The 13645-nt window shown below is 68.2% G+C and carries 14 protein-coding genes; 11 read left to right on the plus strand and 3 right to left on the minus strand.

The features are described 5' to 3' along the window. The first annotated feature begins 1 nt into the window (after position 1). From LL236_RS06575 to LL236_RS06585, 3 genes are all read left to right on the plus strand, one after another. Positions 2 to 1231: a Dyp-type peroxidase gene (locus LL236_RS06575; protein ID WP_228177967.1), complete on the plus strand. Its 1230-nt coding sequence runs from the start codon at positions 2 to 4 to the stop codon at positions 1229 to 1231. Positions 1232 to 1302: 71 nt separating this feature from the next. Then, on the plus strand, positions 1303 to 1653 hold the full coding sequence (locus LL236_RS06580; RefSeq protein WP_228177968.1) for a hypothetical protein: 351 nt from the start codon (positions 1303 to 1305) through the stop codon (positions 1651 to 1653). 7 nt (positions 1654 to 1660) lie between these two features. Next, positions 1661 to 2656, plus strand: a complete 996-nt coding sequence (locus LL236_RS06585) for a TIGR00341 family protein (RefSeq protein WP_228177969.1) — start codon at positions 1661 to 1663, stop codon at positions 2654 to 2656. 3 nt (positions 2657 to 2659) lie between these two features. Here LL236_RS06585 and LL236_RS06590 read toward each other — a convergent pair whose 3' ends face one another. Beyond that, positions 2660 to 3286, minus strand: coding sequence for a hypothetical protein (locus LL236_RS06590; protein ID WP_228177970.1), 627 nt, complete (start codon positions 3284 to 3286; stop codon positions 2660 to 2662). A gap of 84 nt (positions 3287 to 3370) precedes the next feature. On the opposite strand from LL236_RS06590, the gene gnd reads away from it, so the two are divergent. Continuing rightward, the gene (gene gnd, locus LL236_RS06595) at positions 3371 to 4429 is read left to right on the plus strand and encodes a phosphogluconate dehydrogenase (NAD(+)-dependent, decarboxylating) (protein WP_228177971.1); all 1059 of its coding nucleotides are present in this window, start codon (positions 3371 to 3373) and stop codon (positions 4427 to 4429) included. A 37-nt stretch (positions 4430 to 4466) separates the two neighbouring features. Beyond that, on the plus strand, positions 4467 to 4832 hold the full coding sequence (locus LL236_RS06600; protein ID WP_228177972.1) for a PLD nuclease N-terminal domain-containing protein: 366 nt from the start codon (positions 4467 to 4469) through the stop codon (positions 4830 to 4832). Here the strand turns inward: LL236_RS06600 and LL236_RS06605 are convergent. Continuing rightward, complete coding sequence (locus LL236_RS06605) at positions 4808 to 5545, minus strand: sensor histidine kinase (protein WP_228177973.1); 738 nt, start codon at positions 5543 to 5545, stop codon at positions 4808 to 4810. The genes LL236_RS06600 and LL236_RS06605 overlap by 25 nt on opposite strands. Here LL236_RS06605 and LL236_RS06610 point away from each other — a divergent pair. Continuing rightward, complete coding sequence (locus LL236_RS06610; RefSeq protein ID WP_228177974.1) at positions 5535 to 5672, plus strand: hypothetical protein; 138 nt, start codon at positions 5535 to 5537, stop codon at positions 5670 to 5672. The two genes, LL236_RS06605 and LL236_RS06610, sit on opposite strands and share 11 nt — an antisense overlap. A gap of 96 nt (positions 5673 to 5768) precedes the next feature. Here LL236_RS06610 and LL236_RS06615 read toward each other — a convergent pair whose 3' ends face one another. After that, entirely contained in the window at positions 5769 to 6386 is a 618-nt protein-coding gene (locus LL236_RS06615) for a hypothetical protein (RefSeq protein WP_228177975.1), read from the minus strand. 124 nt (positions 6387 to 6510) lie between these two features. Between LL236_RS06615 and LL236_RS06620 the strand changes: the two genes are divergently transcribed. The 5 genes from LL236_RS06620 (at position 6511) to LL236_RS06640 (ending at position 13635) form a co-directional block, all read left to right on the plus strand. Continuing rightward, entirely contained in the window at positions 6511 to 8379 is a 1869-nt protein-coding gene (locus tag LL236_RS06620; RefSeq protein ID WP_228177976.1) for a hypothetical protein, read from the plus strand. 3 nt (positions 8380 to 8382) lie between these two features. Then, positions 8383 to 11013 (plus strand): FtsX-like permease family protein, encoded by a 2631-nt coding sequence (locus LL236_RS06625; RefSeq protein ID WP_228177977.1) that lies wholly within the window; start codon positions 8383 to 8385, stop codon positions 11011 to 11013. A gap of 1 nt (position 11014) precedes the next feature. Then, positions 11015 to 11947 (plus strand): ABC transporter ATP-binding protein, encoded by a 933-nt coding sequence (locus tag LL236_RS06630; protein ID WP_228177978.1) that lies wholly within the window; start codon positions 11015 to 11017, stop codon positions 11945 to 11947. Further along, positions 11940 to 12662 (plus strand): ABC transporter ATP-binding protein, encoded by a 723-nt coding sequence (locus tag LL236_RS06635; protein ID WP_228177979.1) that lies wholly within the window; start codon positions 11940 to 11942, stop codon positions 12660 to 12662. The genes LL236_RS06630 and LL236_RS06635 overlap by 8 nt, the downstream gene beginning before the upstream one ends. 73 nt (positions 12663 to 12735) lie before the next feature. Continuing rightward, positions 12736 to 13635, plus strand: a complete 900-nt coding sequence (locus tag LL236_RS06640) for a multidrug DMT transporter permease (RefSeq protein ID WP_228177980.1) — start codon at positions 12736 to 12738, stop codon at positions 13633 to 13635. Positions 13636 to 13645: the final 10 nt, after the last annotated feature.

The raw sequence follows: 13645 nt of genomic DNA on the forward strand, positions 1-13645 counted from the left end.
GATGACCGCGGATCGGAATCATTCCGATCGCCCCGGGTCGACCCGGCGACAGTTCCTCGTGGGAGGAGCTGTCGCCGGCGTCGGCGCGGCCGCGGCGATCGGCATCGACCTCGCCCTGACCTCCGGCTCGGATGCCCCAGCGCCCGCGGCATCCGGTTCGACTCCGCAGGAGGGAACGGAGATCGTTCCCTTCTACGGTGCCCACCAGGCCGGAATCGACACGGCCGCGCAGACCTACGGGACATTCGTTGCGCTCGACCTCCTACCCGAGGTGCAGCGCGAGGCCCAGCGCCGAATGATGAAGGTGCTCACCGATGACGCCGCGCGACTGACGCGAGGGGAGCCGGCGCTTGCCGACTCGGAGCCCGAACTCGCGGTAGCGAGCGCTCGTCTGACCGTCACGTTCGGGTTCGGGCCCGAGTTCGTCGCGCGGGCGGGAGGCTCCGGGCCGTCGTGGCTGAAGCCCCTCCCCGCCTTCTCGATCGACAGGCTCGAGCCCGCGTACACGGGCGGTGACCTGCTCATCCAGATCGCGGCCGATGACCCGCTCGTCGTCGCCCACGCGACCCGGATGCTGCTGAAGGACTCGCGTTCGTTCACCACCGTGCGGTGGGTGCAGCAGGGTTTCCGCCGCTCGGCCGGCGCCTACCCCGAGCGGAGCATGCGAAACCTCTTCGGCCAGGTCGACGGCACCGTCAACCCGGTGGCGGGGACGGCGGACTTCGACGAAGTCGTCTGGAACTCGGACGGATGGCTCGCCGGCGGCACCGGGATGGTTGTGCGCCGCATCCGAATGACGCTTGACACGTGGGACAAGCTCGATCGGTCGGGACGAGAACAGTCCGTGGGCCGCACCCTCGACACCGGTGCGCCGCTGACCGGCACGGCCGAAACCGACGATCCGGACTTCGAGGCACGCACCGCGCTCGGCTTCCCGGTGATCCCGGAGTTCTCGCACATGCGGCGGGCGCGCAGCGACAACCCTCGGGAACGCATCCTGCGCCGCCCGTACAACTACGACGATGCTCCGACCGGGGGTGCGCTGTCGGACTCGGGACTGATCTTTGCGTCGTTCCAGGCCGACATCGATGCGCAGTTCGTGCCGATGCAGCAGCGCCTTGCGGAGCTGGACCTGCTCAATGAGTGGACGATTCCGATCGGTTCGGCGGTGTTCGCCGTGCCGCCCGGGTGCGCGGAGGGCGGGTTCGTCGGGGAGACCCTCCTCGCGTAGCGCCGCTCCCGGTACAGTGATGCCCACGGGACGGATGCCGCGCCGGGCGGGCGCCCCGCTGGGAGGGGAACATGGCGGGTAGGCGACCTTTCGGAGTCACCCTGGTGGCGATCATCGCCTGGCTCACGGGTGCGCTGCAGATCATCGCGGGAGTGCTGCTGCTGATCGGCGGTGAAATCACGTTCGGCATCGTCGCGATGCTCATCGGCTTCGTCACGATTCTGGTGAGTCTGGGCCTGTTCGGCGGGAGCAACGGCGCCCGCATCCTGACCGCCGTTGTCTTCGTGCTGAATATCGCCGGCTCGGTGTATCTCATGATCACCGAGCCGGCGCAGCTCTGGTCGGCTGTGGGGTCGGCGGTGCTGCCGCTGATCGGCCTGCTGCTGCTGTTCACGTCGCGCGCCAACAGCTTCTTCCGCTGAGGCCGCGATGTCTCGGCTCTCTGATGCACTCATCCCGCCGTCACAGCGCCTGACTTCCGATGAACTGCACGATGCGCTGAACCTCGGAGCCGGGGAGGTCGGTCGAAAGCGTTCGGCCTTCCTCATCATGCTCGTGCTCTCGGCGATCATCGCTGCGGCCGGCGTCCTGGGGGATTCGACGGCGACGGTCATCGGGGCCATGATCATCGCGCCGCTTGCCACCCCGATCCTCGGTATCGCACTCGGGATCGTCGTGGGGCAGTTGCGCCTCGTGGTCAGTTCGCTGCTGTGGGTCATGATCGGTGTGGTCGTCGTGATCGCCATCGGTGCGGTGTTCGCCGTGTTCGTCGCTGACCCGACCGCGCTGCAGAGCAACTCGCAGATCACCGGACGCACCTCGCCCGGGCTGCTGGACCTCGCGGCCGCGTTGGCGACCGGAACCGCCGGTGCCTTCGCGATGTCTCGACGCGACCTGAGCACCGTGCTGCCCGGTGTCGCGATCGCGATCTCGCTTGTTCCCCCGCTCGGTGTCGTGGGTGTGTGCGCGGGTGTGGGTGAGTGGGACGCCGCAATCGGCGCCCTGTGGCTCTTCCTCTCCAATGTCGTGGCGCTTATCATCGCGGGAAGCATCATCTTCACGCTCGCCGGGTACGCCCGCGAGCCGAGCTCGCTGCCGACCGCTCGTCGCCGCCGCGCGTATGTGATTGTCGGAATCGCCGCCGTCATCGTCGTCATCCCGCTCGCGTTCAACACGATCGTGTCCTTCGCCTTGACCTCGTGGGGTCTCACGATTCGGGACGCGGCGCAGGATTGGGTGAACACCGACTCCTCGGCATCCGTCACCGGCGTCCATTGGGTGGGCGTGAACGCGACAATCGACGTCGTGACCGACGACGGTGAGATCCCCGACACGGCGGACCTTGCCACGGCGCTGGATGGGCTGCCGGAGTTCGTCGGTGTGTCGGTGCGGGTACAGACCGAAGCCGAATACGCGATTCGCTGACGGTCAGATCCGGATCGGGAAGGTCGTGAGGATGACGACTCCGGCCGCTCCCAGCACTGTCGCGCCGATCAGGAGGAACTTGCGGGCCCACGGTGCGAGGTCGCGTTGGGACATTGCGGTGAGGAAGAGCACCAGTGCGAAGAGCACGGTGAGGAGCGAGTAATTGTCGCCGCGCTGATTGTTGGTGAGCGCCTCCTGGAACTTCGCATCCGCGCGTTCGTTAAGTTCCTGCGCCTCGACGGTGCCGGGAGGGATGTACTCGGGCACCGCGAAGGGACCGGCTTCGACACGTCCACCGGCATCCCATGCCTCGAACGCCACGGCAAACTCGGGGCTGAACCGGTCCTCGATATAGGCAGCGAGGTCTTCTTCGCCGTTGTAGGTGGCCCGGACCCACTCGGCGTAGACGCTCAGGTCGAACTGTCGTGCATCGCGAGCCTCGCCCTCGGCACTGGTTGCCTGTACTCGTGCGCTGGATGCCTGGCTGAACGCGATCGACATCTCGCCGCCCCACTTGGAGGCCTCGAACCCACACCATGCCGTGAGGACTGCCGTGATCGACAACACGAACACCGCCATGATGTCGAGCCAGTCGCGGCGCGGACGGGTCGCTGGCGAATCTCCACTCACGCGGTCATCCTATGGCTCTCTAGACTGCAGGCAGGCCCGCATCGATTGGCCGTGTCAGCGATACCGCGGAACAGAGGATCACGAATGCAACTGGGAATGGTCGGACTCGGACGAATGGGCGCGAACATCGTGCGCCGCCTCATGAACGACGGGCACGAATGCGTCGTCTACGACGTGAATGCGGATGCCGTGACCGCGCTCGCCGGCGAGGGCGCGACGGGTGCGGAGTCGTTCGCCGACATGGCGAGCAAGCTCGAGGCACCTCGTGCGATCTGGCTCATGATCCCCGCGGGCCTCACCGGCGATGTCGTCGACCAGGTGGCCGAGGTGCTGGAGCCCGGGGACATCATCATCGACGGCGGCAACTCCAACTACCGCGACGATGTGCGCCGGGCCGCGAAGCTCAAGCCCAAGGGCATCCATTACGTGGATGCCGGCACCAGCGGCGGCGTGTTCGGCCTTGAGCGCGGTTATTGCCTCATGGTCGGCGGTCCGAACGAGGCATTCGACCGGATCGAGCCGATCCTCAAGACCATCGCGCCCGGCAAGGGCGACATCGAGCGCACGCCGGGGCGTACCGGCGACTACGCGCCCGAAGAGCTCGGCTACCTGCACTGCGGCCCGTCGGGGGCCGGCCACTTCGTCAAGATGGTCCACAACGGCATCGAGTACGGGATCATGGCCGCGCTCGCCGAGGGGATGAACATCCTCAAGAACGCCGACGCGGGAGTCCGCGAAGCCGAACATTCGGCCGAGATCGCCCCGCTGGAAGAGCCTGAGTTCTATCAGTTCACGATCGACACCCCCAAGGTCGCGGAGCTGTGGCGTCGCGGATCGGTCATCTCGTCGTGGCTGCTCGACCTCACCGCAGCTGCCCTCGAAGAGAACCCCACGCTCGACGGACTCGCCGGCCGGGTCTCCGACTCGGGCGAGGGCCGCTGGACCGTCAAGGCCGCCGTCGACACGGGGGTTCCCGCTCCCGTGCTCTCTGCAGCGCTGTTCGAGCGGTTCGCATCCCGTGATGAGGATCACTACGCCAACCAGCTTCTCTCGGCGATGCGCCTGCAGTTCGGTGGCCACCACGAGCTTCCCACCGGGGATGTGCTCGAGGCAGGTGCTCGCAAGTCCGATCAGGCTGGCTGACCTTCACGGCTGCGCGGCCTGTGCTTAGGCTGTCGGCATGCCAGTGCTGTTCTCGGTCCTCGTCATCGCACTGAGCATCGGTGCGCTCATCGACGCGATCGTCATCTCCGAGAATCGCGTGCGCTACCTCCCCAAGGTCGCGTGGGTGATTCTGATCGTTCTCGTGCCGCTGCTGGGCAGTGTCTTCTGGTTCGCACTGGGACGGGACTATCAGCGTGCGCCGGCGCCCTGGCGCGAGTACACCGACAAAGGGGCTCCGCCGGCGAGCGCCCCCGTGCGGCCCCGCGACACGCGCAGCACCGAGCAGCAGCTAGCCGATCTGGACCTCGAGATCGAGGAGTGGCGACTTCGGGCTGAGATCGAGAAGCGCAAGCGCGATCACCGCGACGGCTCGGCAGGCTGACCGTCCAGCGCGGGAAGATTCGCTTCGAAGGTCGTTCCCTGGCCCGGCGCGCTGGTGACGCGCAGGATGCCGCCGTGTGCGCTGACCAGGGCATGAGCGATCGCGAGTCCGAGGCCCGAGCCCGCAGAATGGCGGGAGGTGTCGCCCCGCCAGAACCGCTCGAACACATGCGGTAGTTGTTCGGCCGGGATGCCTGGTCCGGTGTCGTGTACGCGCAGGATGACGCGGTCGGCGTTCATCCGTGTGCTGACCGTGACGTCGGCATCCGGCGGAGTGTGCTGCAACGCATTACCGACGAGGTTGCGCGCGACCTGGGTCAACCGAGGTTCGTCGCCGAGGACGGGCGCGGGACCATCGGTGTCGACGATGAGACGGCGTTCAGGATGCAGCACGCGAGCATCCGAGACGACCTCCGCGGCCACGGCGGCAAGATCGACCGCCGCGTTCTCGAGCGGACGCCCGGAGTCGGTCCGCGCGAGCAGAGACAACTCGTCGGTGAGGAGCCTCATGCGCCCGAGCTGTCGTTCGACTCGCGCCATGGCTTCAGTGAGAGTCTCGGGGTCGGTCAGGCCACCGCGGAGGTAGAGCTCGACCCATCCGCTTGCCGTCGTCAACGGGGTACGCAGCTCGTGCGAGGCATCCGCGACGAACGAGCGCATGCGGTTTTCGGCATCCTCTTGCACGTCGAAGGCGAGGTTCACGGTGCTCGCCATCCGCGCGATAGCCGGATCTCCGCTGGTCTCGACCGGAAGGCGTAGCGAGAATGATCACCAGCCAGCCGATGATGACGAGCAGGCGATGGCGGCCGACCAGGTGGCCGAGCCGGTGCAGGGCAAGTGACATGGGAGCCTTCCGGGCGAGCGGATGCGACAGCGACTAGTCGATCTGGTCGACCTGACCGCATGAGCTCACCGAACCTGACGGGAAGCTGACGGTTCAGTCGATACAGCCGCTCAGGAGGCCGGCGATGCCTCCCGCGCCGGACGCCGAAGCAGGTGCCGTTACGGACAGAACCAGCTCGTCGGGGGCGAGGGATACTGAGGTTACGCTCATCGCGTCCGGGGCATTGGGCATCGTGATCCCGTCGATCAGAGCAGCAGGCACAGCGCCGCCAGCGCGCGAGAGCAATGCCGGAGGCACCTCGAACCCCGCCACGATCACCGCGGCGGGGACGAGCCGCCAACCGTCGGATGTCTCCTCGGGCTGGAAGCTGACCTCGGCGGGGAACGTCGTGCCCTGGTAGGGCATCTCAACGGCTATCGACAGTGCCGTCGGCTCGATCCGGACGTCGATTGGGCTATCGAACCGGCATGCGGCCAACGTTGCGACCGCGGCGCCGTCGATGGCGACGCGAAGGTCCACGCGACCGGTGAGCACTTGCCAGATAGCCGGTGTCGTGCCGGATGAAACGGACACTCCGGGTACGGCGAGATCTTCCGTGGCCGATGCGAGCCGCGCGTCGAGATTCGCCCGCACAACGAGCTCAGCACCGACCACCGCTCCGACAACGACGATGACGCCGACGGCAGCCCACACCCATGCTCGTTTGTTCACTGCTCCATCGCACCGCCGCGACCTTCTGGATGGCGAACCGTGTGCTGACGGGTGGCTGACGCAGCGCTGCCCGCAGTGTTCTCGCCGCTCGGGCCCTCGGCTAGAGTGCCAGGATGCGGAGCGGGTGCGAGTGAGCGGAGGCATCCGTTTCGCCCTCCGCCGCGCTGGCGCCGCGCGTGCGTCACTTGTGGCCCTGGCAGTCTTCGCGGGGCTCTCGGGCGCGCTGGTCAGCGCAGCGACCGCGGTGGACGAAACTCGCGTGGCGCGCGTCGCAGCGGACGGGCTGGCGAGCACCGGGTCAACCGGTGTCGCCGCGGTCGCGATCGGGATGCTCGCCGTGCCGGTCGCTCTGGCGGCGGTGCTCTCGGCAGTGGAGGTCGCTCGGTCGCGCACCGGCGAGACGCGATTGCTTCTGGCCCGCGGCATGCGGCCGCGCCGGCTCGTGACGATGGCGGTGTTCGAGGCCGCCCTCATCGCAACGGTGGCGGGCCTCGCCGGTGCTCTCGGAGCCGGTGTGTTCTTGTGGATGCTGACGGCAGCCGCTGCGCAGGTCGTGCTGACGGCTACGGGTGTTGCGGTGTTCGTCGTCGGCACTGCGGGTGCCGCGGGGCTGCTCGCCGGTCGCGAGAGCCCGCCGGCGCGGGGCGTCGCGGTCGCTGTCGCTGCGATCATTGTCGTCGCCATCGTCACCGGGGTGGCGACCTGGCGCCTTCTGACCTTCGGTGTGGATCCGATCTCGTTCCTGGCCCCGGCGCTGCTCCTGCTCGTGGTTGCCACTGCATCGACCGTTCTCGCACTTGCCGGGCTCCGGATGCTCAGCAGCGCGGCGTCCCGGAGTCGGGGCCTCATCCTCGTCACGGCGCTGCGGCGGCTCTCTCGCAGGCCCGGGCGCTCCGCCTCATCGATGATCGCCGTCGCCATTGCGGTCGGAATAAGCGTCGTGGCAGCCTCGTACACCTCCAGCGCTGTCGGTGTCGGCGAAGGACCGGAAGCGCTGCGGGTGGGCGCAGACCTTCGCGTCGTGACCATCCCCGCGGACGTCACACCCTCGGCAATTTCCGCCGCAGCCGGGGCGGACGCCGCAATGGAAGGCCGTCAACTGGTTGCAAGCATGCCCTCGACGCGCTCGGAGCGCGACCGCGTCCCGATCCTGGCGCTGGAATCACAGAAGATCCGCGAGGTGATGACGGCGATCCCCGGTGTCGTCGACCCGGGCGAGTGGTCCGAGCGCTTGAGCCGACTTTCGAGTGCCGGCCAGATCCCCGCTCTCGTGTCGCAAGACGTCGCCGATGATCTGGGGCTGATCGAGGGTGACTCCCTTGCCCTGGATGCCTCCTCGCCCTCACTGACTGCGGACCTGGTGGTCGCCGGCGTGGTTCCCGTTATCCCAGGGACACCCGGCTCGCGAGGTTTTCTCGTAGATCTCGCGCGCCTGGCCGTCGTGTCGGGGGAGCGGGTCGAGCCCAATCAGCTCTGGATCGCCGCCGACGACCCCGGTGCCTCCGCCGCGCTGATCGAACGGGAGTACCCGCAGGTGGTCGTGCTCGCCCCCGATCCGGCTGTTGCAGCAGACCGTGTCGCCCAGGGATCAATCCTTCAGGTGTCGGCGATCGGGTCCGTCCTCATCGCCCTGACTCTGCTGGTCCTGCGCGGCAGAGTCAGCGGAGTCGAGGCCCGCGACGCGGCGCTGCTGTCCATTGTGGGAGCCGGCAGGCGAGGTGCGACCACGGTGGTGGCAACGCAAAATACGACGGCGCTCGTCGTCGGTTTCGTGGCCGGAATCATCGGGGGAGCGGTGACGGCAGCGGCGACGGTGCCTCCGGCTGTCCGGTGGGCATCCGGTGATCTTCCCGCTGCCTACCCCGTCGGCATCCAGGTCGATGTTCCCGCCTTGCTCGTGCTGCTGGCGGTGCTGCTGGTCGGTGGACTCGCCATTGCCTGGTGGGTCCGTCTTCCGCGAGCGCTCGCGCGGCTGATCCGAGAGGACGAGTAACGGATGCCACCGAATCGCCTCTCGGTTCTCCGCCTGCTGCGGCGTCGCTTCGGCATGCCGCGCGGTGCCGCGACGGTCATCGTCGTTCTTGCTGCGCTGACTGCTCTGCTCATCTCCGTTGCGCCCCGCATGCTCGTCCAGGTCACTCGGGACGAGGTAGCTCACCAGGTGGGGCAGCTCGCCCCGACAACACGAGACCTGACCGGGACGGTATCGGCGGTCGTGCCCGATGGCGGCATCCCGGGCCTGGAATCGTCACTGTCGAGCGCGCGCGATCAGTGGCCGTCGATCGTTCAGAGCCTGGTCGGTGATGGCGAGGTCGCGGTCTACACCGATCCGCTACGGGCATCGCCGGAGGCTCTGGGGCCGACCTCGCCCTTTGCTGACGTTCACCTCATGGCAGAGCCGGATGCCCTCGCGCACCTGCAGATTGCCGAAGGGGCGTGGCCGAGTGCGTGGTCGGGTTCCGGGCCGATCGAGATCGCCCTGTCGGAGGACGCGGCCGCCACGATGGACTGGCCGATCGGAGAGCGGCGCACGATTCTCACCGCGACGGCACCGCTCGAGCTCGTATTGACGGCGACGGTGAGAGCAGCAGATCCGGATGATCCGCGCTGGCTTCATCTGCCAACAGCGCTTACGGCAACCGTCTTCGACGACGGGAACCGGCGTCCGGTGGCGACCTCCGCCGCCTGGATCGATCCCGGGACCTGGGAGGTGCTCGACCTGCCAGGGACGGTGGTCGTGTGGTACCCGGTCGATGCTGCCGGTGCCGCCGACGTCGATGTCGCGCAGCTGCTTCCCGCGATTCGCGCAATCGTCACGTCACCGCTGCCGCTGGGCCCGGGTGGCGATGTTCGCGTGGCGCTCGATTCCGGTCTGGTCGCCGCGCTCGGCACCGCCGTCGGGCGTACCGAAGCGACGCGTGCGATCCTTGCGGTGGCGGCGGTAGGCCCTGTCGTCGTGGCCTTCTCGCTCGAGGTCCTCGCGGCGGCGCTCATGGTGCGTAGACGTCGGCAGCAGCTGGCGCTGCTGGCCGCGCGAGGTGCCGCCTCGTCCCAGTTGCGGCGCCTGCTCGCTCTCGAGGGGGCGCTGCTCGGCATCCCCGCCAGTGTCATTGCGGCCGCGCTCGGGGTCTTCCTCGTTCCCTCGGACGCAGGCTGGGTCCCTGTCGCGCTCGCTGTTCTCGCGGGTGCGGTTCCGGCCGCGGCACTTGCTCTCGCACTGCCCCGACATCTCCTCGCTGTCGGTCGGGAAGACCTCGATCGAAGGCGCCGCACGCTGCCGATGCTGGCGACGGAGGCTCTCGTGGTCGTGCTCGCCGCGGGAGCCGTGACCGTGCTGCTGGTCCGTGGCGCGGGCGCTGGAGCTCTCGATCCGCTCGCGGTGGCCGCGCCGCTGCTGCTGACAGTAGCGCTCGCGCTGATCGTCGTGCGGCTGCATCCGATCCCCCTCGCTCTGGCCTTGCGTCTGCAACGGCGTCGCTGGGGAGCGACGGGCCTCGTGGGCGCCGCGCGCGCCGTCCGGGAACCGGTTGCCGGGACGGCGGCAGTGCTCGCGATGCTCGTGGCCGTCGCGATCGCGGTGTTTTCCTCGGTTGTGCTTGCCACCGTCGACCGTGGCGCCGTCGTCGCGGCTGAGCGCATGGTCGGCGCAGACATCCAGATCTCCGGCCCGTACGTTGATGCCGATCAGCTCGACACGATCCGGGGGGTCGAGGGTGTCGCGGCCGTCGCGGGCCTGCTGCGCGGCGACTATCTGCCGGTCACGGGCCCCGGGGGCCGCGTAACCGCCGAGGTCATCGCCACCGATCCGACGGCGCTCGCGGCTGTGCAGGACGGAATGGTGGGAGCCTTCCCCGGCGGACTCGCCGACGGGGAGATTCCCGTGCAGGTCGTCCCCTCGACGGCGCTCGCTGCCGACCTCGACGGAGCCGTCAACGCCGTTGGGGGGGAGCCCGCCGTGGAAGCCGAACCAATCGAGCAGATCCTCGGTCTCACAGCGTCGTCGGAGTTCATCGTGGTCGGGTCCGAGGACTACACAATGCTCACCGGCAAGGGCTTTTTCCCGCGCACGGTGCTGATCGAGCTCGCACCGGGCTACGACGCCGCTGCCGTCATTGATCGGGTCGGTCAGATCATCGGCGGCACGTTCTCGGTGAGTCTGCTGGATGCCTCAACCGACGAGATCCGCAGTTCTCCGGCGGTCACGGCCCTGCGGGTCGCCTTGCTCAGCGCGGTCGGTATCGCGATCGCGCTGTCGGCGGTTGCCGTCCTCGTCGTGGCCGGCGTGACCCGGGACGCACGCTCCCGTGTCATTGCGCTGTTGCGCACGATGGGCATGGGGCGCCGCGAGACACGCGGCATCGTGGCGTGGGAGTTCGTTCCGCTCGGAGTCACCGCCTTGGTGGCTGGCGGGGCTCTCGGCATCCTGCTGCCCCTTCTGATCGTGTTCTCCATCGATCTGCGCCCGTTCACCGGTGGGGGCGGCCAGCCCTCGCTCTTCATCGATCCCGTCCTGAGCGCTACGCTCGTCGCGATCGTGCTGGCAGCTCTCGCCCTCGCCGTGATCGGCGGCGTGCTGAGTGCTCGCGCGACCTCGACGGCGACAGTGCTGCGAATGGGGGAGGACTGAGATGACACCAGCACCCTCGGCTGAAGCCGACATCCACTGCGAAGGACTCGTGCGGATCTTCACCGTCGCCGATATCGAGGTGCAGGCCCTCCAGGGCCTTGACCTGTTCGTCGGTCGCGGGGAACTTGTCGCACTCGTCGGAGCCTCGGGTTCAGGCAAATCGACGCTGCTGGCGATTTTGTCGGGATTGGATACCCCCACGGCGGGGAAGGCTGTGGTCGCTGGCCGTGACCTGCCGTCGCTGACCAACCGCGATCGCGTGGCCTACCGGCGCGATGTGGTGGGCTTCGTCTGGCAACAGACAGCGCGGAACCTGCTGCCCTACCTCTCCGCGCTCGAGAACGTCGAGCTGGCCGCAGCCATCGGGCGCAAGCCTCGTGCGAAGGAGCGTGCGCTGCGGATGCTGGATCTCGTCGGGGCTGCCCACCTGGCAGGCCGGCACCCGGCAGAGCTCTCGGGCGGGCAGCAGCAGCGCGTCGCGATCGCGGTCGCACTGGTCAATGAGCCTCGGGTGCTGCTGGCCGATGAGCCGACCGGCGACCTCGACGAGGAAGCATCGGCGGAGGTTCTTCGCACCTTCGAGCAGGTCAACGCCGAGCTGGGAACCACCGCTCTGATCGTCACCCACGACCCGGCGGTCTCTGAGCACGTCCAGCGGACTGTCCAGATCCGGGACGGTCGTACGGCAACCGAAGTGTTGCGCTGGACTCACACCGATGACGACGGACGCGAGCACGCCATGGCCGAGGAGTTCGTCGTGCTCGACCGAGTCGGGCGGATGCAGCTGCCGGCGGACTACCTGACGAGCCTGGGCCTGCGTGATCGGGTGCGACTACAGCTTCAGGCCGATCATGTCGCGGTGCGGCCCGGTCACGAGGGCTCTGCAAGCCGGGGCGGAGCCGGAGAGACACGAGGCGAGGCTACGGATGAGTGAGCGTTCCGTGGAGCCCGTGGTCACGGCATCCGACCTGTCGGTGACCCACGTGACGCCCGCCGGAGAGGTGCACGCCCTCGTCGGGGCCTCGCTGGAGCTGTACCCGGGCGAACTCGTCGTGCTCATCGGCCCCTCGGGGGCGGGAAAGACGACCCTCCTGCACGTCCTTGGCGGTATCGAGACGGCGTCGAGCGGATCGGCCCGCGTCGGAGAGGTCGTCATCACGGATGCCTCGGAGCGTGACCTCGACAGGGTCAGGCGTGAGGACGTCGCCTTCATCTTCCAGTCGTTCGGACTTCTGGACGCGCTCACCGCCGCCGAGAATGTCGAGATCCCACTGCGGATCGCCCGGACCGAACCGGGCGCGCGCGACGAGCAGGTCGCGGCGCTCCTGGAGCGGGTCGGCCTGGCTGGCCACGCCGGGCAGCGTCCTGCCGAGCTCTCTGGTGGGCAGCGTCAGCGCGTCGCGATCGCGCGTGCCCTTGCGGCATCGCCGCGGGTGCTGCTGGCCGATGAACCGACCGGCCAGCTCGACTCACACACCGCCGAGGCAATGATCGACCTCATCGCCTCGGTCGCGCACGACGACGGGGTCGCGGTGCTGCTTTCGACACATGACCCGTCGATCGTGGCGCGCGCGGACCGGGTCTTGGAGATCCACGATGGGGTGCTCACCGAACGAGGCGTTCTCGCGCAGCCCGCGGCATCCGGCTGATCGGCGTCCCTAGATCCTGCGCTGTCGGATAGCCTGAGCGCCAGGTGACACGGCGGGACAGCGGGGGACCCACATGGAGCTGAGTTCGTTTCCGATCATCGGTATTGCGCTTGCCGTGTTGTCAGCGGCGCTGCTCACTGTCGGAAACCACCTCCAATCAGTCGGAGTCGAGCGGGCGAAGGGAGCCAGTACGTCGGGGCTCGGGGCCGCGGGGTTCTGGGCTCTCGCGAGGACTCCGGTCTGGCTTCTCGGCTCCGTGCTGTTCGGGCTGGCGATCCTTGCACAGCTCACCGCTCTGGCGTTCGCACCCCTGATCGTGGTGCAGCCCGTCGGTGTCATTGCTTTGGTCTTCGCATCGGCGCTCACCGCGCTCGTCACCCGGCGCAGGCCCAGCAGCGCCGAGATCGTCGCGATCCTCGTCGCTGTCGCCAGCCTCGCGGCGTTCGTTGGCGTCGCGGCCGCCGTCAGCGTGCAGACGACGATCACCGATCGCGAGCTCATCCTGATCCTGATCATCCTGCTCGTCGTTCTCGCCGTCACCTTCGCTGTTCTTGCACTGCTGCGCCGGCGCGGCATCCCCCCTGTCGCCTACGTCGTGCTCGGTGGGCTGTTCGCAGGTTTCGTCGCGACGCTCGGCAAGACCGTCATCCTGCGCGTCCAGACGGCGTTGGCGTCTCAGGACTTCCGTATCGACGACACCAACCTCCTGACGATCGCGTGCCTGGTCGGGATCGCGGTGGCCGGGGCGCTCTCGATCTATTTCGTCCAGACGGCCCACACGGTTAATACTCCGCAGACCGTCGTGGCGGGCCTCACGATCGTCGATCCGTTCATCGCCGTCATCCTCGGCATCTCGGTGCTCGGCGAGGCAGTCGGGGCACCGCTGTGGAGCTTCGGAGTGTTTGCGGTGGCCGGCGCGGGCGCCATGTGGGCGGTCTGGCGGCTCGCCTCGATCACGCAGCCGACGCGATGACCGGTTTCCG

Origin of the sequence: Microbacterium schleiferi (assembly GCF_020781975.1) — a bacterium.
Lineage (GTDB): Bacteria > Actinomycetota > Actinomycetes > Actinomycetales > Microbacteriaceae > Microbacterium.

Bases quoted from the DNA above. Each gene is read 5' to 3' on its own strand.
- LL236_RS06575 (WP_228177967.1), top strand. From the start codon at position 2: ATGACCGCGGATCGGAATCATTCCGATCGCCCCGGGTCGACCCGGCGA.
- LL236_RS06580 (WP_228177968.1), top strand. From the start codon at position 1,303: ATGGCGGGTAGGCGACCTTTCGGAGTCACCCTGGTGGCGATCATCGCC.
- LL236_RS06585 (WP_228177969.1), top strand. From the start codon at position 1,661: ATGTCTCGGCTCTCTGATGCACTCATCCCGCCGTCACAGCGCCTGACT.
- gnd (WP_228177971.1), top strand. From the start codon at position 3,371: ATGCAACTGGGAATGGTCGGACTCGGACGAATGGGCGCGAACATCGTG.
- LL236_RS06600 (WP_228177972.1), top strand. From the start codon at position 4,467: ATGCCAGTGCTGTTCTCGGTCCTCGTCATCGCACTGAGCATCGGTGCG.
- LL236_RS06605 (WP_228177973.1), bottom strand. From the start codon at position 5,545: ATGGCGAGCACCGTGAACCTCGCCTTCGACGTGCAAGAGGATGCCGAA.
- LL236_RS06625 (WP_228177977.1), top strand. From the start codon at position 8,383: ATGCCACCGAATCGCCTCTCGGTTCTCCGCCTGCTGCGGCGTCGCTTC.
- LL236_RS06630 (WP_228177978.1), top strand. From the start codon at position 11,015: ATGACACCAGCACCCTCGGCTGAAGCCGACATCCACTGCGAAGGACTC.
- LL236_RS06635 (WP_228177979.1), top strand. From the start codon at position 11,940: ATGAGTGAGCGTTCCGTGGAGCCCGTGGTCACGGCATCCGACCTGTCG.
- LL236_RS06640 (WP_228177980.1), top strand. From the start codon at position 12,736: ATGGAGCTGAGTTCGTTTCCGATCATCGGTATTGCGCTTGCCGTGTTG.